This window comes from Paenibacillus sp. SER-28 (genome assembly GCF_052906305.1).
Genome location: NZ_JBRECM010000002.1, coordinates 558,745 through 580,602, shown reverse-complemented (window position 1 = coordinate 580,602; position 21,858 = coordinate 558,745). Strand labels below are relative to the sequence as shown.

Genomic DNA, 21,858 nt, shown 5'->3' with positions numbered 1-21,858 from the left:
GTACCCCCAATAATCATTTGGATTGTTTTGAAGTATATTCAAGGTCTGTCCGGAACTTTCCTGCTATAATTTCGTGTATTCGGGCTGCATGAGCAGAAAAATTTCCGAAATCAGTGACATCTACCCACTGGATATCCTTCATATGGCGAAACCACGAGAGCTGTCGCTTCGCAAAATGACGCGTATCCCGTTTTACCCAAGTCACCGCCTCTTCCAAAGACACCTCTCCCCGCAGGTAGGAGGATATCTCTTTATAGCCTAGACCTTGCATGGAGATGGCATCGCTTCGCACTCCCCGTTCCATTAAGGAGGTTACCTCAGCAACAAGCCCTTGATCGAGCATCCCGTCAATTCGGTCTTCAATACGTTTATATAGCATTTGCCTATCCATTGTCAAACCTACGATGCAGAGTTGGTAGGGAGATTCCTTTTTTTGACTGGCAAGTTGAGAGCTAAGTGTCGTTCCGCTAACATGGTAAATTTCCAGTGCCCGAACGACACGACGACGATCATTAGGATGCAGACGAAGTGCACTTTCGGGATCAACCGCCTGTAGTCGCGCATGAAGCGCGTCAGCTCCAAACTGTTCGGCATAGTCAAGCTGTTCCTGACGAAAAGCTTCGTCAGCCCCCACCTCGGAAAACTGGTATTCATAGCAGACTGATTCTACATATAAACCTGTTCCGCCTACGATAAACGGTAGCTTTCCTCTAGATTGAATATCAGGTATGAGACGACGACAGTCTTCCTGAAATTGGGCTACTGAATATGGGTATTCAGGCTCATGAATATCAATTAAATGGTGCTTGATTCCTTCCATTTCCTGTTCGGAAATTTTGGCAGTTCCAATGTCCATATGACGGTATACCTGCATGGAATCCCCGGAAATAATTTCCGCGTCAAATTGTCGAGCCATCTCGATGCTTAGTTTCGTCTTGCCAACCGCAGTCGGGCCAACAAGAACAAGTAATTTAGGCTTAGGTGCCACTGTCAATATCAATCACTCCGTACACTGTTTTCGTTGTGCCCCGCTGCTCCACACGGAAGCCGAGGCGGGCAAATTCCCCGCTACCCCGTTTTTCTTTTAATACAATTGTTTTTCGTGCAATCCGTTTCGCATGAATAATACTTTCCTCACTCAACGCGTCTGGGTTAGCCAACCCTCTCAATGGACCGATTGCGCTGGAATCGAGCAATGGATCACGGAACATAGGGTCAAAGTAAATAATATCTATACTGCGATCCGGCAAACTACGCAAATAGTCCAAATGATGACCAAAACGAACATCAATGTTGGAAAAGGCCTGATCTACTTCAGCGTTGCCGGAACGGTAATGCCTCATTCCATCCTTGATTAAAGCATAGACGGGGAAAGAACTCTCCACAGCCGTGACTTGTCCAGAGCTTCCCGTTCCAATTGAAAATAGAAGAGAATCCGTACCAAGTCCTGCGGTGCAATCCAGCACAGTATCACCCGGGACGATCCGGGCAGCCGTCAACATCGGGTCAGGTTCACCCTTTAATACCCGTTTGGCGCGAATGAAGCCCATACTCGGGTGAAAAACCATCGGTGATTGTTCTGGGCTGATCAGTCTCACTCCGCCCTGCACCAGAACCAATGCTTGGCGGACTCTGTGAGCCGCGATTAGCTTAGCTACCGATATGCCACGACGAGGGGCATACAACACCCCTAACTCGGCTGCAAGCAGCTTCGCTCGCTCCACAACCTCAGCCGAGGGGGAATCTCCTGTCGTGACCAGTAATTCGACTTTCTTCTCCCGTAGCCTCGACCGCTCTTCTTCATGGTTTTCCCGATCCTGCAACATATATATACTCCCTTACATTACTCTTTTAAACAGCTTCTCTAAATCATATGTGGAAAAGGAAACCACAATAGGTCGCCCATGAGGGCAAGTATATGGTTGTTTGCACGCTGCCAAACGCTCTAGCAGCACGATAGCCTGTCGGTCAGTCAGCTTCTGGTTTGCCTTAATCGAAGCCCGGCAGGAGCACATGATCGAGGCTGCTTCCCGCAGCTTTGCAAGATCAATGGCTCTTTCCTCGAGCACCCATCCGGCCATTTCCTCAATAACATCCGCTTCTTCCCCTTGGGGAAGCCAGTACGGGTAAGAGCTGACACGGAAAGTTTGACCGCCAAAATGCTCCAAATACACCCCCGCCTGCTCAAACCAGTGCAGCCTTGTTTTCAACTTTTCTGTCTCGGAAGGCGTAAAATCCAGTGTAATTGGCAGTAGCAATTCCTGCGATACTGACTCGGGATTACCGAATTTTTCATAATAAAATTCATAATTGACTCGTTCATGTGCGGCATGTTGATCAATTAAATACAAGCCCTGGTCGTTCTGTGCAATCAGATATGTCCCGTGGTGCTGACCGATTAAATTCAGTTCAGGAAAAGTGGGCAGCTCTGGAACTTCTCCCGACACCGCTGCCAATTGCTCTGCATTCAGACGTTGCTGGCGAGGCTTCTGATCCGCGAAATGACGGGAATCCGTAGCGTGTCCTGCAATCGGCGGCACAGAAGATGGGTAAGCAGCAGAAGCAGCCGTTTCCTTTATCCCTCCACTGTATAAAGAAGATGTGCCTATTGCAGCATTATCTCCTTCGGGCGACTGTACAGTCGCTCCATCAGGGAGCGGCACGTCCCCTCTAACTTCACTCCCGTTGTTTTCTTCCACAAAATCTGCATCCAGTTCATCATCACTAATACTTTTACCTGAAAGGTTGTTTGCCCGTCCAATAGCTGAGAGGCTATCCCTGCTCGGACGTTGCTCACGCTCCTGGCTACCTCTGTTATTCTCTGCGCTTCTGTTCAAGTAATTGGATTGGCCCGGTACCTGGTTCTCCGGCGAGGTCACGGAAAGTGGCAGTGCTCCCCCCCGGTCTTTGTCGGAAGGAGCATCCCCTTCCGTAGCATTTCCCTTCAAGAAGTGAAACTGCTCCTGCACAAACGAGCCACTGTCCTTGCCACCGATCTCGCGCTTGACTGCCTTCGGAATCAGCACTTGCTGCCCTAAAACAGCTCTTACCGAATTCTCGACCAACTGAAACAGTTCAGCTTCCTTGCTAAACCTTACCTCCAGCTTGGCAGGATGAACGTTAACATCCACCAAAGAAGGATGCATTTCCAGTTGGATCACAGCCAGCGGAAAACGATTGATCGGCAATAAGGTATGATACGCCTTGAGCAACGCCTGATTAAGCCCGTAGCTACGCACAAAACGTCCATTCACTACCGTCGATATCGCATTCCGATTCGATCTGGTCCACTCTGGGCGGCTGATATAGCCGCTAATTCGGTAATCGAGGCTCTCTCCTTCCAGCAGCAGCATGGACTTCGCCGCAGAAGTTCCATAAATAGCGGCAATCACCTGGAGCAAATCACCATTACCCAGCGTTTGCAACAATGTATTGCCATTATGCCGCAATGTGAAGGCAACCTCAGGGTGCGAAAGCGCCATTCGGTACAATACATCCGAAATGTGTCCCAGCTCGGTCTGGATTGTTTTCATATATTTCAGCCGTGCAGGTGTATTATAGAACAGCTCCCGTACGGTAAAATCCGTCCCTTGCCTACTAGCGGCATCCTCGTGAAGCACCAGCTTACCGCCCTCAATCACCAATTTACGGGCACGCCCGTCATCTCCGGCTGCTGTAAGCAGCTCTACTTTCGATACAGCCGCTATACTTGGCAACGCCTCTCCCCGAAAACCGAGACTTGTGATCTGAAACAGGTCGCGACCATGTCCAATTTTGCTTGTCGCGTGCCGATAGAATGCCGTCTCCACATCCTCAGGCTCAATGCCACTTCCATTATCCGTCACCCGGATACTTTGCAGACCGCCCTCTTCTACCCATACGTCCACCCGCGTACCGCCTGCATCAATCGCATTTTCCACCAGCTCCTTCACGACGGAGGCTGGACGTTCCACGACCTCACCGGCTGCAATCTGGTTCGCAATATGTTCATCCAGTACCCGAATTTTAGACATCCTTTTAACCTCCTCCTGACTTCAAAGTGTGATGAAAAACAGGAATAAATGTCACTTATTTTAACTACAGGCCATTGGCCTTGTTTTTAAGATCATTTAATAGCTGCATTGCCTGTAAAGGAGTCATATTCATGACATCAGCATTTTTCACCTTGCGCAAAATTTGGCGCACAATCGGATTAGCCTCTACTGTCTCTGCATGGGGCTTGGAGGCGGCAAGCTCCTGCTCTCCGAAAATGGACAGCTGTACCACTTCGGTTGCTCCTTGCTCCAACCTGCTGGAATCCTCCACAGTCTGTAGAGTATCTTCTTTTACCAGGGTGGCTTGCTGTGATAAAGACTGAGTTGATGATGCAGTTTCTCCGCTTTCTCGCAATGCCTGGCCTGAATTATATTCGGTCAAAGAAGAAATACCTTCCGTCCCTGAAACTGTACGAAGATCAGTCCCTTCCTTCCCTCCTACTACTATCTCGGTACCTGCCGTTACTTGAGCTGCTGCCTGTTCAAAACCATTCAGCAGTCCATTCGCTCGCTCAATAATGTTATTGGGCAAGCCTGCAAGCCGAGCACAATAAATGCCATAGCTACTGCTAGCCGCTCCCGGTATGAGCTTGCGTAGGAAATTCACCTTGTCGCCGCTTTCCTGCACGGCCATAGAGTAATTTCGCAGCGAAGACAGGCCTTGCTCCAAATGCGCCAGCTCATGGAAATGCGTGGATACCAGCGCCTTACAGCCGATCGTGTCATGGACAAATTCGATGACTGCCTGTGCAATTGCCATCCCTTCACTAGTGGACGTACCTCGTCCCAGTTCATCAATAATGATCAAGCTTCGCGGAGTTGCCTTGTCCGTCATTACTTGGATATCTGCCATTTCGACCATAAACGTACTCTGCCCGCCGATGAGATCATCCGCCGCGCCGATCCGTGTAAAAATGCGATCCAGCATCGGCACCTTGGCACGTGCAGCTGGGACAAAGCAGCCAATTTGAGCCATAATTGCAATAAGCGCAACCTGACGCATATACGTACTTTTCCCAGCCATGTTCGGCCCGGTGATAAGTAGAATATGCGCATCGCCTTCCTCCAACACCGTGCTGTTGGCAATAAAACCGCCATCTTTCATTACGGCTTCCACCACGGGATGGCGCCCCTGCTCCACTACGAAATCATATCCTGTAGTCAGCTCAGGTTTCACGAATCCCCGTTCCGCACTAACCGATGCCAGCGACTGATACACGTCAATTTCAGCCACTTGCTCTGCCAGCTTTTGCAAACGGGGAATTTCAGCGTTTAGTTTACTGCGAAGCTCGGTAAAAAGCGTGTACTCCAGATCAACCATTTTATCCTCGGCTTCCAGAATTAGAGATTCCTTTTCCTTCAACTCCGGTGTGATATACCGTTCCGCATTCGCCAACGTCTGTTTGCGTTCATATCGACCTTCTGGTAATGAAGCCAAATTGGATTTGGTCACCTCGATATAATAACCAAATACTTTGTTGTATCCAATTTTAAGTGACCGAATGCCGGTTGCTGCACGTTCCTTGGCCTCTAGCTCAGCGATCCAACGTTTACCGTTCACACTCGCCTCACGCAGTTCGTCCAGACGCTGATGGTAGCCTTCCTTAATAAGACCTCCATCCCTTACGGAAATTGGCGGTTCATCCGCCACCGCTTCCTCAATCAACGCACACAGGTCTGTACAGCTATCCAGCGTTTGTGCAATCCGTCTCAGCGTCTTCGAAGGAGATTCAGCGCACAGCTCGCGTAAAGAAGGAATTTGGGCCAGCGACAGCTTGAGGGCGATCAGATCACGTGCATTAGCACTACCAAAGGCGATCCGCCCAACTAGACGCTCCAGATCGTAAATCTCTTTAAGCTGAGCACGTACATCCTCTCGGAAAATAAACTGGTGGTATAGCTTGTCCACCGCCTCCAAGCGTTCCTCAATAAGACTGCTGCTCAACAGTGGCTTGTCAATCCAACGACGCAACAGACGCGCTCCCATGGAAGTCTCTGTGCGGTCCAACAGCCACAGCAGCGAGCCTTTCTTGGAGCGTTCCCGTACCGTCTCCACCAATTCCAGATTCCTGCGGGTAAATGGATCCAGAATCATAAAATGGTTTGGCTCATATACCGAGATTTGGGTCAATTGGCCTAACGATCTTTTTTGTGTTTCATTCAAATAGGAAATCAAGCGCGATACGCACCGTCTGCGTTCCTCCGTAAGCCTTGCCCACGTGGCTTCACCAAATTGATCACGAACCAGATCATCCTTGGATTTGTCCCAGGCCGTATACACAACACGCCGTCCAACGGGGGACATACGGGATGTCACAAAATCGAGCAGATGACCATCTCCCAACATTTCGGAAGGCTCATAAATGTTAATTTCATCTAGTAGCCATTCTTTCGAATCAGGCACAGAGGTCACATACAATTCACCTGTTGACAAGTCACACGCCGCAAGCGCCAGCATCCCGTCCGTCTCTGTGACACATACCATGTAGTTGTTGGATTTGTCACCCAGCACCTTGCCTTCCATTACCGTTCCCGGGGTCACAACGCGGACAATATCCCGCCGCACCATCCCCTTCGTAGCTGAGGCTTCCTCCATTTGCTCACAGATGGCCACCTTATAACCCTTCTCAATGAGACGCTGTATGTAATTTTCAGCTGAATGATAAGGCACGCCGCACATCGGAATTTTTTCCGTGGCGCCACCCTCACGACCCGTAAGTGTAATTTCCAGCTCCTTGGATGCAAGAATTGCATCATCGAAAAACATCTCGTAAAAATCTCCCAGACGGAAAAACAAAAATGCATCTTTAGCCTGCTCTTTTATGGATAAATACTGCTCAATCATCGGTGTATATTTGGACATACCGTTCACTAACCCCCACACTTTGCTCCGTTTAAACTTATAATTATCTCTCATTATATCAAAAATGACAGTCGATAACATGAAACCGTTCCTGGTGTCGACACTTGATTTTACGTAAGCTTCCAATATGGGCGCAAATCCCGTGATTCATCCCACTGTTTCCCCTTGCGGAGGCTGTCCAGCAATGGCGCTACATAAGCTTCATATTGCGAGTATACTTCCAGTGAAACCATATCCAAAATAAGAGGTTCCATATACTCCTTAAGCACAGATTGATTTCCTTCATAAAAGGCTCTGTGAGCCTCCTCCTGACCCAGCGGCCTACGTTGCAAACGCGGATATTGAGAAGCAATGAGAAACGCCATTCCAATCACACCTTTCGCCAGCTGTGGCGAGATAAGAAAACTGGGCAGTGTACGATATTCAAAGCCTCCATACGACTGATGGCGAAAATCACCCAAATTGCCATAATACGGTCTGCGCCGGGCCGCACGCTTGTCTTCCAGTAGCGCCAAAGGCAGTGCCAAATAGTTATCCAGTGCCCGGAGCAAGGCACCGTTTAGCGAAACCCCGCTAAAATGCAGATGTCCGCCCAGCGGAAAACCCGGTTGCGGCATCCCCCCCGCCTGCCAGATGAGTGTGCGGTCAGCAATGCGCCGGGCTGCGGTTGCAAAAGCTTGACGCAGATGCTTCAGCAGACGGGCCGGATCTCCACTTGGCGCAGGACGAAGCTCAGCGACTGGATACAGTGTTCGTCCTCGACGAGTAACGGCATCGCAGCCGGCTATGCCGAGACGACCCAAATATCTTGAGGCCGGAACGACCCGTCCCTCTGGCATACGAACCAGCACAAATTCAGGGTCCATTCCGATGAGTAGTCGATCTCTCCCTCGTTCCGCTGAAAGATTCTCACCCTCAATATCCCCTTCGCGCGCAGCAATTTCATATAGCGTGGCCAAACGTCTATCATTCAGCCATGGCTGTGCCGAGACTTCGCGCACCTGACAGCTGCGCTCCCCCAGCGGCGTCAGTACCACCTCACCACTGTCCAAACCCAGTGTGTACAACGCACGTACAGCCAGCCGCTCCATCCGGACATAGAGCAGTGAACGTTGATCCAGCTCAGATAGATCGTGTGCGCGGACTTTGGAAGGTCCCTCGATGGCACGTCTACGAATTTCCAGCACTCGCAGTTGATGGATTTGCACCGCGTAGCCTATCGCAAAATCTGCAAGGCTGCTATCCATCCACTGCACCGCTATGCCTGAACGCTCCAGTCTACGCTTTTTTTCATCATTTGGCATCTGTCTGAAGCGTATGAGCGTCTGTCCCGGCTGCTGCATCGTATTCCCCCCTACGGACTACGTACGGATTTCACCCCAATTTCAACCCAAACAATAAAAAAGGAGGGCCTTTGCCCCCTGCGCAGAATCAGCCGGCGCAAAGAGTAAAGCGGCCCTCTTTTTGGTTACTTCTGTCAGAGCTCGTCGTCAATGAGGTCGGGGTCGAGCTCCTCATAGTCCCCCTCTTCCGCTCCAAAATCAAAGTCTTTTTCAAAATCATCGCTGCTACCATTCGGGAATACTTCTACAACAATCTTCGTTTCCGCCACCAGCTCCACCGCAAATTCCCGCTCGACCCGGATCATTACGCTGCCACCTCCAGAAGACACACTGGCCTCGACACAACTTGGCTCCTGTGTAGCTTCGGCGGATACTTCCACTGTAGACGCCCGGTGCTTCGGATCAAGATACGAGAGCGGCACATTTTCTACGTACGACACCGTTTCCTTGGCCACATCGGTCTGCGAGTTTTTATCGTATGAGTACCAAATATTGATATCATACGTCCCGACGACCTCAATGCCGTCCCCCGCCGCCACAGCTTCATACTGGTGGTTAATAATCCATGCCCCTAAAATGCTCGTTGGATTATTCGGCGGAGTTACGGTATGGGTTACGGTAGAGAATCTGCGACCTTTACCACAGATCGCTTTGGTAATAATCTCTCTACGATTTTTATGACTTAATGCCATTCTTGAACCTCCTCCATACAATCAATCATTCCATACATATGTATGCAGGTTGTGGGCGAATGTTGAGTGAATAGGCGAAAAGGAAAAAATATTATTTGTATAAGCATATGCCGCGATGGCTTGAACTCATGCACGCCAATGTGTTACATGCTGCTCAACGATCTGTAAAAATTCACTAAGAGCCGGAGATTTCCACTTTTTCGTGTGGTAAGCGACCTGAGTAGCCACCTGCTGTTCACTGTCATCCCAGGCTAAACGCGCCATTTTACCTTCTCGCAGCTCATTTTGTACCGTTACCAGCGGAAGCAGCGCTATACCCAATCCAGCCATGACACACTGCTTGATGGCTTCAATACTCCAAAATTCCAGGCTAGGGTCTGAAAAAATACCGTGTTTATTCAAATACTGCTCAAAAAGGATGCGGTACGTACATCCTGCCTCCGTATGCAAAATAGTTTCATCCTTCAAGTCGGCAGGCTCTACCCGGGTATAGGTAACCAGCGAATGCTTAAGTGGGGCAACCAAGGCCATCGGCTCATGAATAAGCGTGGTGACATTCAGTTCTCTATCCTCCGTCTCAGGCTGAAGCAAAAAAGCCAAATCAAGCTCACCGGAACGGATCAAATCGCGTAATTCCCAGCATTCGCCGGGTTTAAGGACAATTTTAACCTTCGGATACCGTTCTCTGTACTCACGGATCAGACTTGGTAGACGAAAAGCGGCCAGAGACTCTGGTGCTCCTATTTTCAGCGTGCCCGCCAATTCTGTTTCTGAACGAAGCGCATCCTTAGCCATAGCATGCATTTTGGAAATTTCCTGCGCATAGGGCAGCAGACGTCGTCCGGCATCCGTCAGCATGATTTTTTTGCCAATGCGATCAAAAAGCGGCGTACCCAACTCTGTCTCTAGCGCTTGAATTTGAGCAGTGATACTCGACTGTGCATAATCCAGTATACGCGCTGCTCGCGTAAAACTGCCTGCCTCAACTACATTTAAAAAGGTAAACAAATGCCGCGATTCCATAATCCGCTCCTTCAATCGGTTTTTCCGATGCAAGCAATCGTTATATTCCGTTTTTCCGATAGATTGATTATCTGATAAGCTGGAGAAAATAACAAGAGAAAGAAGGCTTTTCTGCATGACAAATGAAAGTAAACTTCAATCCACCATTGGTCTTCCACAGGCCATTGCTCTCTATATCGGAGCTGTACTGGGTTCGGGGATATTGATTGTGCCTGGTCTTGCTGCCCAAATGGCGGGGCCGGCATCGCTGCTGGCATGGGGTTTTATGACCCTGCTCATCCTGCCAATGGCACTTTCCATGGGTCTTCTATCCGCCAAATTCCCGAATGCGGGAGGGGTATCGCATTTTGTCACGTTGGCCTTTTCCCCACGTGCCGGTGCTTATATCGGGTGGTTTTTTCTCATGTCGGTTCCGATTGGGGCACCTGTTGCCGCACTCACCGGAGCCGGCTATATGACCGCAGCCATGGGCTGGGGAGAGGAAAGCCGCATAATGTTAGCCGCTGCTATGCTGGCGGTGGGCCTGATCATCAACTGGATCGGCATGAAGGTCGCGGGACGTATTCAGATCGCAGTCGTCATAGCTATCGTTGCCGTCCTTATATTCGCCATTGCCGCAGCACTTCCTCAGATGAAAACAGTCCACTTCACCCCGTTTGTTCCACATGGCTGGCTCTCCATCGGTCAAGCGGCTGCGATTCTGTTTTGGTGCTTTATCGGCTGGGAGGCCGTGTCCCATATGTCAGAGGAATTCACCAATCCCCAGCGGGCGGCCGTTAGAGGTGTGACCATTGCAGCCGTCATTGTCGGTTTGCTTTATTTCTTTACTGCGCTGGCTACTGTGGGCACACAAAGTTACCTTGCGGGGGATTCGGATGCTTCACTCGTATGGGTGATTAGTCGAGCTATCGGGCCGTGGGGCGCGATAATTGCTGGCTTGACGGGTATCTTTATTTGTACCGCTACTATTATTGCTTATGTTGGTGCCGCTTCACGTGTCGCTTATGCTTTATCCCGGCAAGGACAGGCCTTTCGCTGGATGGGCAGGTTATCGCAACGTTTCCATACCCCTATCGGAGGCATTGCTTTTCTTAGCGTGTGCTTTGTGATCATTATGGTGTTGTACGGTAGTGGCGCTGTTTCACTCACTAACCTGATTCAATTCCCGAACGCCACCTTTATTCTGACCTATCTCGGCGGTTGTGCAGCAGGAATTAAGCTTCTGCGTGGTAGTCGCTGGGGCGTAGCCATTAGCTGGATATCGTTCATCTCTACGGCGATCGTTTTCCCCTTTGTCGGATGGGCTATGCTGTACCCTTGCCTGATCACCGCTGTCTTATGGATCACAGACCGAATTCGGCACAAACGGACTTTGAATCTTCCGACTTCTACCATTACTGAACAAGAAAAGGCTACTGTCCGTCATGGATAGTAGCCGCTCAAGGCCTTTACTCTAATTTTTCACTGGAGTAGGGGCCTTGTCCTTTTTCGCAATTTTCAAATACTGATGAAGCTCATGTGTAAGCTGCAATAATGCCGAACGAATCTCAAATTCCTCCCGGGTTGCGGGAAGCTCCATTGCTTTAAATTCTTCACGAACCTGCTCCAGCAGCTTCTCGGTCTGTCCTGTATAATGTCCAGCCAAAACGTCATTGCTAAGCTGGTCGAATAGCTCGGCCAGAAGCTTGGCCTGCGGCATATGCTGATACATTTGTGCGATCAACTGCATCATGTTTTGGATCGAATCCAGCTGTTCTTTTCGCATATAAAAATACACATTCCAGCCCTCTTGGGGACGAAGCATCTGATTTTCCAAGGAACGCCCCGCCTCAGTAACCCCTTTGGCTATCACGCTGTTCGCTTCAATAACTTCCTTGCCATCCCATATGTATGCTGGACTACGCAGCGTATTGGCCATATTTCTGAATATAACAGAAAATGTCCGATCCACCTCCTGCCGAATTTGTTGCATTGTATTATCAGAACCCGGCATATAGGCTAAATTGACAATCATCGCGGAACCCAGTCCAATCACTAGCAGAGCTAGCTGGGTCATCAGTACCTCCATATCAATCACGCCGCCGCTGAATACGCGAAAAACTACAACCGAACCGGTGACGATCCCTTCTTTAAATCCCACCCGTACAATGACTGGAAACGCCGTTAAAATATATAATGCCAGTACCCAATCATGGAATCCGAATACCACAAACAAAACACAAGCAAAAAGAAGCCCCACGACGGATGCAAAAAATCTCGCCGAAATGGTACGGAGACTTCTCTTGCGTGTGACATCTACCCCCAAAATGGCTAAAAGCCCTGCTGAGGTGGCTCCATGAATGCCAAAACCCTCCGCAATAAGTACGGCCATTAATGCGGCAATAGCCGTTTTAATCGTACGAAAGCCCATGAAAAAATTCTGTCCTCTCTAGATGAAATCTGTTTCAGCATTTTGCATAATTCGAAATTTATGCATAATGCTCATTTTCATAAATTTTAAGTATTTTCATTTTTCATGGTACTTTATTTTCACGTTTTACACAAATGTTCAGAAATTTTATTATTAGCGATGAGGACGACCAGAAAGCAGACGATGCTCCACATACACGACCGCCTGATACATCAGTGTAGCTACGACAGCAATGATCAACAGACTGGACATAACCAGCGTGAAATTGAACACCTGAAAACCATAGATAATCAAATAGCCTAAGCCGTTTTTAGCCACCAGAAATTCACCAACAATCACACCAACCCATGCCATACCGACATTCACTTTCAGCGTAGAGACGATTGCAGGAAAGGATGCAGGTAAAATCACCTTTTGAAACGTATCACGGCGTGATCCGCCAAACGTGCGAACCACTTTGATCAGATTCGAATCGACTTCCTGAAAGCTGTTGTATACGACTAGTGTCGTAATGATGACCGTAATGGAGAGGGTTGTCATTAGGATAGCAGTAAATCCCGCCCCAAACATGACGATAAAAATTGGGCCTAGCGCCACCTTAGGCATACTGTTGAACACGACCATATAGGGATCAAGCACCCTCGACAAAAACGGTGACCACCAAATAAGTACAGCCAGCAACGTACCTAACAGTGTACCGAGTAAAAACCCCGCCATCGTCTCTCCCACGGTGACACCTACATGTCCCCATAATTCACCACTGACCGCATCCTTACCGATCTGGGTAAAAATTTTGCTCGGATAGCTGAACAGTAGTACATCAATCCACTTCAAACGGCCTGCAATTTCCCATAGCACAAACAAAAGCAGTAAAATAGCTGTCTGCACACCTGTCACTAACCATCGTTGCAAACGCCTGCTGCGTAAATACGCCTGATGTAGTCCTTGAATCCAACGTTGCTCAAGCTGATCCGCTTCGTCCTTCATACGTTAACTCACTCCTTTGCTCCCGAAGCCTCCAGTTCACCCCATATTTCATGAAAAAGCTCATTAAAACCCGGCTGCTCGCGTGCATAAAAAGGCTGAGCTTCTCGGATGCAATCCGGAATCTCGAAGGTACGTCGGATATGACCCGGATTTCGACCCATCACTATAATCCGGTCACTGACCGCAATGGCCTCGGCCAAATCATGTGTGACTAAAATAGCCGTCTTCCTCCGCTCGCGCAAGGTTTCCGCAATCAGATCTTCCAGCTGTAGCTTGGTTTGATAATCCAGCGCGGAGAACGGTTCATCCAGCAGCAGCAGTCCCGGATTGGTCGCCAGCGTCCGTACCAGCGCCACGCGCTGGCGCATTCCCCCAGACAACTGGGATGGATGCAGATGCTCCTTCCCTTCCAGACCCATGCCTTCCAGTAACAGCCGTGTCCGCTCACGCGCAGCTTCATCTACTCTGTTGCCTAGTTCCAGACCCAACAATGCGTTATCCATTATCGTCCGCCACGGGAACAGATAATCCTGCTGCAACATGTAACCGACCTCTGGACTCGGACCACTTACCAGCTGACCTTGCAACATAACTTGGCCTGCCGCTGGACGCAGTAGCCCCGCGATCATGGACAGGATCGTCGTTTTGCCGCAGCCGCTTGGACCAACCAAGCTGACAAACTCCCCTGTCTCTACGGAAAAATCAATATTCTCAACCGCCAGCGAAGCTTCACGATCCGTTACATAGACATGCGTCACTTGCTCCAGTCTCACCATCGGGATGGTCGCGTCCAAAGTTAGGCCACTCCGTTCCTCCATCATGACGAACCTCCGGCACCGACGCCTGCATGCGTAGATTCAGTTGTGCTCTTTTTCACAGGCGGTTCAGTATTCCCGGTAGAGCTTGACGAGATCGCTTGTTGTGCAAAGCTTGGGTTCACTAGCTTATCTAGTGCAACCGGACTTTTAAGCTCCCCTGCCGAGGTCATGACATCCTGTAAGTTCTTCCATTCCTTTTCCTCAATCATCGGGTTCAAAGCATAGGTACTCTGTTCCTTATATCGCTTGATACTACTCGTTAAAACAGCTAAATCTGTATCTTTAAAATAGGGCGTGATTGCTTCGGCAATCTGTTCAGGTGAATGCGTAGCAATCCACTGTTGTGCCCGATATACAGCATTTGTGAATTTCTGTGCAGCCTCGCTATTTGTGTTCAGGTAGCTTTGCTTAGCCATATATACTGTATACGGCAACTCGCCGCTCTCCACACCGATAGAGGCAACAACCCGCCCACGACCTTCCTTTTCAAAAATAGATGCCTGCGGTTCAAACAGCTGCACATAATCCCCTGTACCGGAGCCGAAAGCAGAGGCAACATTAGCAAAATCAATATTTTGAATCAGCTTCAGATCCTTTTGAGGATCAATGCCGTGTTTGCGAAGCGTAAATTCAAGTGACATTTGCGGCATTCCGCCCTTGCGTTGGCCTAAAAAATTTTGCCCTTTCAGCTTTTCCCATTCAAAGCTATCCTGCGTTTGACGGGCAAACAAAAAGGTTCCATCCGTCTGTGTCAGTTGGGCAAAATTAATGATAGGGTCCTCTGCTCCTTGCTGATACACATAAATAGATGTTTCCGCGCCGATGAGCGCGATATCCGCCTGATTGGACAACAACGCCGTCATTGCCTTGTCACCCCCGGGAATCGTTGCCAGCTGGACATCCAGTCCCTCCTGAGCAAACATACCCTGGCTCAAGGCTACATACTGCGGCGCATAAAAGACCGTACGGGCTACCTCGCCTAATCTGATCTCAATCGTCTGCTCCCCTCCTTTGGGGGTGCACCCACTGAGCAACAGTAATCCGAGTAGTGCCGCAGCCACCACAGCTTTGAAACGAGCGCCGTTTTTCATCCTTAGTCCCTCCCCACCTTTTTACATCGGTTGACTTCATATATTGTTATGCCGTTGTCGATATATTGGTTAATTGCAAAAAAAAACCCACGTTCGCCCGGGAACGCGGGGTAGATGCTATATGATTTACAGCTTGTATATGGAGGTATATTTCTCTTCCAGATAGTCGGCGAGATAATCCGGGTTCAGATCCTCACCTGTAATGGCTACAATCAACTCGGACGGCGTCCGACTCTTGCCGTAACGGTAAATACGTTCGGTCAGCCATTGCTTGATCGGCTCAAGCTCTCCAGCAGCAATTAATTCATCTAGATTTGGCAACTCTTTGCGTAATGTCGCCAAAATTTGCGCTGCATACATATTGCCAAGCGAGTAGGAAGCAAAATAACCAAAATCACCGCCGGACCAGTGAACGTCTTGAAGTACGCCCAGTCCGTCATTCGGTGGAACAAGTCCCAAGTATTCCTTATATTTCGCATTCCACACCTCGGGGAGACGCTTCACATCCAGCTTTTCATTAAACAGCATTTTTTCAATTTCATAACGGATAATGATATGTAAATTATATGTTAGCTCATCCGCTTCAATACGAATCAGTGAATTTTCCACACGGTTGACTGCCCGGTAGAATTGCTCTGCCGTAACCTTTGCCAAACGATCAGGAAAATGCTTTTGCAAATCATCGTAATACCGATCCCAGAAAGCACGACTGCGTCCGATTTTATTCTCCCACAAGCGGGACTGGGATTCATGAATCCCCATAGAGGTTCCTCCAGACAGTAGTGATCCTGCCAGCTCTGGAGCAATATTTTGTTCGTACAGCGCATGACCTCCTTCATGCAACGAACTGAAAATAGCACTGGCTACATCATCTTGCAGATAATGAGTTGTTATACGCACATCACCTGGATTTAATCCTGTTGCGAAAGGATGTACACTCTCATCCAAACGACCTGCGTCAAAGTCATACCCCATCTGTCCTAAAATGAATAGGCTGAACTTCTCCTGCTGCTTCACATCAAACACACCATCTAAAAAGCTCTTATCCGGCTGGTTCGATGAAGCCTGAATTTTAGACAATAGGGGTACAAGGCGCTTCTTGAGACGATCAAACACAGCATCCAGCTTTTCAACCGTCATCCCCGGCTCATATTGATCCAAAAGCGTGTCATACTCTGTATCCTTAACCCCCCAGTAGCCGATAAATTCACGCTTCATGTCTACGATTTTAGACAAGTACGGTTCAAATCCGGCAAAATCGCTATGTTCCTTTGCGTCCTCCCACTTGCTCTCTGCCTGCGCTGCAAGAATGCTATAATCCCGGTATCGGTCTGCCGGAACCGAACGATTCAGTTCATAATTTTTACGGCATTCCTCCACCAATCTGCGATCATTGTCCTCCAGTTGCTTCAGCTTGTCTTCTACGGCAAAAAATTGCAGCAATTGTCCCATTTCATCCGAGATCATCAGCTTGAACATTTCAGTGGACAGCATACCCAACGTCTCCGACCGAATATCAACGCCCTTGCGCGGAGCGCCAGTCCGTAAATCCCAGTGCAGCAGACCTACTGCTTCGCCATAACTACTAATTTTGTGTGCAAGCTCCTTTAAAGCCGTCAATTGATCCAACGTCTGTTGCGTCATATTTGAGGTCACCTCTTTAACTTAAAATGGTTAAAACTTTACAATACCTATACTTGATGATACTTATATTAAAAAGTATAATCAACACACAACATGTACGACCAGCTCCTAAGACCTAAAACAAACGTTGGACTGTACATATCAAACTTTTTTAGAATCTGGAGGGAACAATCGTGGATCACATCAAAGAAATTTTAGAGTACAATCGTGTTTTCGTAGAAAACAAAGAATACGAGGCCTATAGAACGGGCAAGTTCCCCAATAAAAAAATGGTCATTATCACCTGTATGGATACACGGCTAACGGAATTACTCCCAAAAGCTATGAACCTGCGCAACGGTGATGTGAAAATCATCAAAAATGCGGGTGCGATTATTTCACAGCCCTTTGGAAGCGTAATGCGCAGTGTGCTAGTCGCCCTGTATGAGCTGGGAGCAGACGAAGTCGTCGTCGTAGGCCATTATGAATGCGGCATGGCTGCATTAAATGCAGACCACATGGTCAATGAAATGCTCGATCGCGGAATTTCTCAGGAAGTGCTGAACACATTAGAAAATTCAGGCATTAAGCTAAATAAATGGTTAAAAGGTTTTGATAACATTGAAGAAGGGGTAAGAACTACCGTGAAGCTTATTAAGAATCACCCGCTTCTCCCCCCTAATGCCCCCGTTCACGGCATGGTTATTCATCCAGATACAGGAGCGTTAACGCTTGTCGTTGACGGGAATGAACAGTAAACAGGATACGCTTCGGCAGAAAGTTACCAGGGTAGTTTAAGCTCGTACATACGAGCCTAAACTACCCTTTTTTATGAAAAAAAGCGCATATACGTGGAGAATGACAAGAGCCAATTTTGGCTAACCTGTGAACGACCTGTCTGAAAGTTGTCAAACCATACAGTTTCAGTGTACACTTTTCATGAAGCAGCAGAATACCTGCCGCAGTGCTGTTACAACCGTTACTATGATGGATGAAGGAGATAAGATCTATGAATTTACTATCGTATGGTCTGTTGGGGCTTCTCGCAAGAGAGGAATCCTCCGGCTATGATCTGATGTTGCGTATTCAGCCTTTTTGGCAGGCTAAGCACAGTCAGATCTATCCGCTACTGGCCCGTATGGAGAGCAAGGAACTGCTAGCCTCTCGTTGGATTCAGCAGTCCGACAAGCCTGATAAGAAAATGTATACCATTACCGACAAGGGAATCCATATGCTTCAGCAATGGTCCCAGGAAGCGTTAGCTGCTCCGGTTACACGGGATGAATTAAGTCTTCGACTGTTCTGCCTTTGGTTGACGGACAAAAGTAGTGCCAATCGTATGCTGGAGGAACGCAAACGTCATTTTATTCAGAAAATCCAGCATCTTGAGGATATACTGAACGACATTCCCGCAGAGAATTTACATTTTGGCAGTAAGAACTTTGGTGACTATATTTTAGTACAAAAAGGACTTTTGAATGCTAAAGCAGGTCTGGAATGGTGCCAAATGGTTCTGCGTATGCTGCTTGCCGGTGATGTCAGTACGGATACTAATCCGTTTTTACTTAAGCCGCAAAGCTGAATGCTTTTACCAATCCATGCATAGGATTTATGGGACGTTATTATTTAATTTTTAAAAATTAAAATTCTTTGAAACCCTTTTCCATGCCATTCGTATTACTGGTTAGCGGTTGTTTGACCTATAAAAAAAATTTACTAAGGGGGATATATTTACATGAAAAAAACATTTACTTTGAAAAATATGATGATGCTAATGATGGCTTTTACCCTACTCATTGCTATGATCGCACCATCTACAGCTGATGCAAGGCGAGGCGGCGGGTTTAAATCCGGGCCTAAATCATACCAATCTACACCAAGCAAGGCAAATGACAGCAGTGGCGTCAATAAGTCAGATAGCGGAACCAAGTCAGGAGCAACTGCTGGGAATACAAACAGAACTGGTGGATTCCTTGGCGGTGGCGGCGGATTCCTGAAAGGTATGATGCTGGGCGGTTTGGCAGGTATGCTCTTCGGCGGATTGTTCGGCAACATGGGCGCATTGGGTAGCTTGCTTGGTCTGGCCGTTAACGTTCTCGCCATTTACGTCCTGATCATGGCCGGAGTAGGTATCTACCGTGCTATTAAAAATCGTCGGAGACCAGATGATTCCCGCGGAGGACGTTACTAAGCTATGATTTTGAGTATGGATGAGATTGTCAACGCTATTTGCTTGCATATGGCTGAACGCAAAGGTGTCCAGCCCACTGATGTAACAGTAGAATTAAGCTGGGAAGAGGATACAGGTTATTCCGCAGAAGTCCATGTACAGGGCCGCAGTCAATATCTGGTGGAAGCCAATATGATTGAAGCAATTCTGAGATACCTGTATTCCGAATACAATATTCGTGCCTATCGCGAACAAATCAGATTGGATCTAGATGAAGAAATTACTGCTATTGTCCAAACTTGATTATTTCGCATAAGAAGAACCGACCTTCGCTTGATGGCAAGGGTCGGTTTTTTTTGCTCGTTTTCCAATAGATTATTAGGGTTGCTATAGCATTACATTTAGACGCGGACGTACCTTGTTATATGGATTCATTTGCTCTATGAATAGCCTGTCTGCTAAATGATGGAGCCGGAGATAGCTGTAGCTGCGGCACCCTTTCGAGTAAGCCACTACCGTACATTTCCCGAAACGGCTGCTCCTCCATATGAATATAGCCGATATAGCAGCCGCATTCTTTCATCCGGCACGGACGTTTGCCACTCAGACCCTCAAGACCATCCCTGTATAAGTGTCCTAGCACCCGTCGATCCTGATAGCAGTGTTTTACTCTTCCGTCACCCTGGACATAAAATACATCTTCACCAGCGCGACATGCCCGCCCCTGACTGCTATAATCCTTTAAATTCCATTGAAAATAGGGGTCTATCGTAGTTAATTCAGCAACCTCAGCATCTGTATAATAATGTGGTCGATCCTTGTAGGCGTTGATCCACAAATAAACATCCCTTGGAAGTTGCGATCGCAAGGAACGAATAGCCGGAAATGCCTGTCTTAACCCGACGGTACCGACACTATAGGAAATGCCAAGTTCATATAGCTTCATAGCCTGCGATATAAAAACTTGCTCTTTCGTCTCTCCAGGGTGATATGTAGCCCACAGCGCAGCAGTCTCCGGGTTCAGTTCTTGCGTCCAATCCAGCTTAGTCGATAGATTCGTCTGTACCGCCACTTTTTCCACATGCGCCATGTGGGAAAACTCAATCATGGTCTTGCGATACCAGGAATGAATCAAGGCTTCTCCATACGGATTAAAAAAAATAGAGAGACGATGCCCCAGAGCGCCCTGTTCTCGAACCCAATCGGCAAAACGTTCCAACTGGGCCCGATCCTTGTTCAATGTTTCCCGACTATCAACGTTTTTACTGAACGGGCAATAAGGGCAAGCATAGTTGCACGAGGTCAACGAACCACGATAATATAAGGTCGCTCTCATGCGCCTACATATCCTTCCATGCGCTCACGTACTGACGTGGAGATCATCCAGTCCCCAATCGCATCGGAATAGGCCATTCCTTCCTCTGTAAGTCGCAGCCTACCCTCCTCGACGACAGCCATACCGGATTCCAGGAGCAATGACATTCCCGTAAAATCGTCCGACAGGGATACATCGAAGCGCTCTGCATAGGCCGATAGCTCCAAACCTTCCCGATGAAGAAGCGCCTTTAAGATAAAGCGTCGCTTACTCTCATCCACATTTAAAATAAAGCCGTAGTCAGCCAGATCATGACGTTCCGCAGCAACATAATCTGCGATAATACTACGCGTAGCTGCTGCACTAACACTGTACCGGCTGGCATAGTGAACATTACGTGTATAGGATCGCGCACCACACCCCAGACCAGCCATACCTTCCTCCTGACAACTGTAGGGCAAAAGCTCTTTGCTGGATAAACCATCATTTTTTGCAAAACGGCGCATGGAATATTGTACATATCCTGCCTGTTTGAGCCGTTCGCGCGCCACTTCATACAAGCTAAGACGAATATCATGATCCAGCCCGGTATAGCCTGGCTTTAAAATCGTATTTTCTCGAATATATAGCGGATAAAGAAAAATCTCTCCTGGCGAGTAAGACAGTGCTTCCTCTAAAGAATACAGCCAGGTTTCCACCGTTTGACCAGGCAGGCCATAGATCAGATCCACGTTCAGCAATGGAAAGTTGTATTCCACCAGCCGCTCAAGTGCTTCTCTAACAAGTTTGGGCTTCTGAGGTCGGTAAATGGCGGCACTTTCTGATTCCACAAAGCTCTGAATTCCCATGCTGACACGATCTGTCCCGCGGCGCTTGAGCACCTCCAACCTATCCTCAGTCACAGTATCGGGAGAGGTTTCCACCGAAATAGAAGCTCTTTTAGGGTCCAGTCCCATTATATTTTCCGCTATGTCAAACAAACGCTCCACCAAAGGAGCCTCCAGTAGGGTCGGTGTACCGCCGCCGATGGCAAAACGCGAAAAAGGCCGACGGCCCATAATGGGTGCCCATTGCTTGGCTTGTCTTTCTAGCGCATCCACATACTCCTTATGTACATCCAGACGCTTGTCCGGCAAAGTGAAGAGGTTACAAAATCCACAGCGAGCCGCGCAAAACGGAATATGCATATACAAAAAATAGCTTTCTAACTCCTCCTTCTCCCACAGCTCCTGCAATGAGAGCGGTGTATCAAACGAACGATAGGCCGTTTTATGCGGGTAAGAGTACAGATAGGAGCGGTAGGGAGCTTCACGGATCGTGCGTGCCCATTCAGCAGGAGTTTCAGGCCACTGAAACCTAGACGGTGCTAAGTTTGTGTCTATCTCCGGGGCTACCGCACCCGTTGGATGTGAGTGATTCAGATTCATGGCTTTCATTTCTGCTCCTTCCTCGCGCTGGATTGATTTCTTAATATTTTACTAGTGCAATC

19 protein-coding genes are annotated in these 21,858 nt (G+C 48.3%); 5 read left to right on the top strand and 14 right to left on the bottom strand.

Annotated features, from left to right (window positions below; genetic code table 11):
• Positions 1-13 precede the first annotated feature (13 nt).
• The 7 genes from miaA to ACUYLD_RS08035 form a co-directional block, all read right to left on the bottom strand.
• On the bottom strand, positions 14-994 hold the full coding sequence (gene miaA, locus ACUYLD_RS08065) for a tRNA (adenosine(37)-N6)-dimethylallyltransferase MiaA (RefSeq protein WP_446674743.1): 981 nt from the start codon (positions 992-994) through the stop codon (positions 14-16).
• A complete protein-coding gene (locus ACUYLD_RS08060; RefSeq protein ID WP_446674742.1) occupies positions 978-1,826 on the bottom strand; it encodes a class I SAM-dependent methyltransferase in 849 nt (282 codons plus the stop codon). The genes miaA and ACUYLD_RS08060 overlap by 17 nt, the downstream gene beginning before the upstream one ends.
• A 12-nt stretch (positions 1,827-1,838) precedes the next feature.
• Positions 1,839-4,013, bottom strand: coding sequence for a DNA mismatch repair endonuclease MutL (gene mutL / locus ACUYLD_RS08055; RefSeq protein ID WP_446674741.1), 2,175 nt, complete (start codon positions 4,011-4,013; stop codon positions 1,839-1,841).
• A 64-nt stretch (positions 4,014-4,077) separates the two neighbouring features.
• Positions 4,078-6,897, bottom strand: coding sequence for a DNA mismatch repair protein MutS (gene mutS / locus ACUYLD_RS08050; protein ID WP_446674740.1), 2,820 nt, complete (start codon positions 6,895-6,897; stop codon positions 4,078-4,080).
• A gap of 110 nt (positions 6,898-7,007) precedes the next feature.
• Entirely contained in the window at positions 7,008-8,240 is a 1,233-nt protein-coding gene (locus tag ACUYLD_RS08045) for a putative amidoligase domain-containing protein (protein ID WP_322171527.1), read from the bottom strand.
• Positions 8,241-8,374: 134 nt separating this feature from the next.
• Positions 8,375-8,932, bottom strand: coding sequence for an outer spore coat protein CotE (locus ACUYLD_RS08040; RefSeq protein WP_061831597.1), 558 nt, complete (start codon positions 8,930-8,932; stop codon positions 8,375-8,377).
• Positions 8,933-9,058: 126 nt separating this feature from the next.
• On the bottom strand, positions 9,059-9,955 hold the full coding sequence (locus tag ACUYLD_RS08035; RefSeq protein ID WP_028540705.1) for a LysR family transcriptional regulator: 897 nt from the start codon (positions 9,953-9,955) through the stop codon (positions 9,059-9,061).
• A gap of 115 nt (positions 9,956-10,070) precedes the next feature.
• Here ACUYLD_RS08035 and ACUYLD_RS08030 point away from each other — a divergent pair, with 115 nt between their 5' ends.
• Positions 10,071-11,387, top strand: a complete 1,317-nt coding sequence (locus tag ACUYLD_RS08030) for an amino acid permease (RefSeq protein WP_446674739.1) — start codon at positions 10,071-10,073, stop codon at positions 11,385-11,387.
• Between the two features lie 21 nt (positions 11,388-11,408).
• On the opposite strand, the gene ACUYLD_RS08025 is transcribed toward ACUYLD_RS08030, so the two are convergent.
• From ACUYLD_RS08025 to ACUYLD_RS08005, 5 genes are all read right to left on the bottom strand, one after another.
• A complete protein-coding gene (locus ACUYLD_RS08025; protein WP_446674738.1) occupies positions 11,409-12,365 on the bottom strand; it encodes an aromatic acid exporter family protein in 957 nt (318 codons plus the stop codon).
• A 153-nt stretch (positions 12,366-12,518) separates the two neighbouring features.
• The gene (locus tag ACUYLD_RS08020) at positions 12,519-13,352 is read right to left on the bottom strand and encodes an ABC transporter permease (protein ID WP_440722653.1); all 834 of its coding nucleotides are present in this window, start codon (positions 13,350-13,352) and stop codon (positions 12,519-12,521) included.
• Between the two features lie 8 nt (positions 13,353-13,360).
• Positions 13,361-14,173: an ABC transporter ATP-binding protein gene (locus ACUYLD_RS08015; protein ID WP_446674737.1), complete on the bottom strand. Its 813-nt coding sequence runs from the start codon at positions 14,171-14,173 to the stop codon at positions 13,361-13,363.
• Entirely contained in the window at positions 14,170-15,261 is a 1,092-nt protein-coding gene (locus ACUYLD_RS08010; protein WP_446674736.1) for an ABC transporter substrate-binding protein, read from the bottom strand. The genes ACUYLD_RS08015 and ACUYLD_RS08010 overlap by 4 nt, the downstream gene beginning before the upstream one ends.
• Positions 15,262-15,387: 126 nt before the next feature.
• Entirely contained in the window at positions 15,388-16,905 is a 1,518-nt protein-coding gene (locus tag ACUYLD_RS08005; protein ID WP_440722650.1) for a carboxypeptidase M32, read from the bottom strand.
• Positions 16,906-17,078: 173 nt separating this feature from the next.
• Between ACUYLD_RS08005 and ACUYLD_RS08000 the strand changes: the two genes are divergently transcribed.
• From ACUYLD_RS08000 to ACUYLD_RS07985, 4 genes are all read left to right on the top strand, one after another.
• Positions 17,079-17,642 carry a beta-class carbonic anhydrase gene (locus tag ACUYLD_RS08000; RefSeq protein WP_061831592.1) on the top strand — a complete coding sequence of 188 codons (564 nt, stop codon included), beginning with the start codon at positions 17,079-17,081 and terminating at the stop codon, positions 17,640-17,642.
• 251 nt (positions 17,643-17,893) lie between these two features.
• Complete coding sequence (locus tag ACUYLD_RS07995; protein ID WP_061831591.1) at positions 17,894-18,466, top strand: PadR family transcriptional regulator; 573 nt, start codon at positions 17,894-17,896, stop codon at positions 18,464-18,466.
• Positions 18,467-18,619: 153 nt separating this feature from the next.
• Positions 18,620-19,075 (top strand): hypothetical protein, encoded by a 456-nt coding sequence (locus ACUYLD_RS07990; RefSeq protein WP_061831590.1) that lies wholly within the window; start codon positions 18,620-18,622, stop codon positions 19,073-19,075.
• Between the two features lie 3 nt (positions 19,076-19,078).
• The gene (locus ACUYLD_RS07985; protein ID WP_013310599.1) at positions 19,079-19,357 is read left to right on the top strand and encodes a YxcD family protein; all 279 of its coding nucleotides are present in this window, start codon (positions 19,079-19,081) and stop codon (positions 19,355-19,357) included.
• A gap of 118 nt (positions 19,358-19,475) precedes the next feature.
• Here ACUYLD_RS07985 and ACUYLD_RS07980 read toward each other — a convergent pair whose 3' ends face one another.
• Both ACUYLD_RS07980 and ACUYLD_RS07975 read right to left on the bottom strand, forming a co-directional pair.
• Positions 19,476-20,390 carry an STM4011 family radical SAM protein gene (locus ACUYLD_RS07980; RefSeq protein WP_250261165.1) on the bottom strand — a complete coding sequence of 305 codons (915 nt, stop codon included), beginning with the start codon at positions 20,388-20,390 and terminating at the stop codon, positions 19,476-19,478.
• Positions 20,387-21,805, bottom strand: a complete 1,419-nt coding sequence (locus ACUYLD_RS07975) for an STM4012 family radical SAM protein (protein ID WP_322159877.1) — start codon at positions 21,803-21,805, stop codon at positions 20,387-20,389. The genes ACUYLD_RS07980 and ACUYLD_RS07975 overlap by 4 nt, the downstream gene beginning before the upstream one ends.
• Positions 21,806-21,858 lie beyond the last annotated feature (53 nt).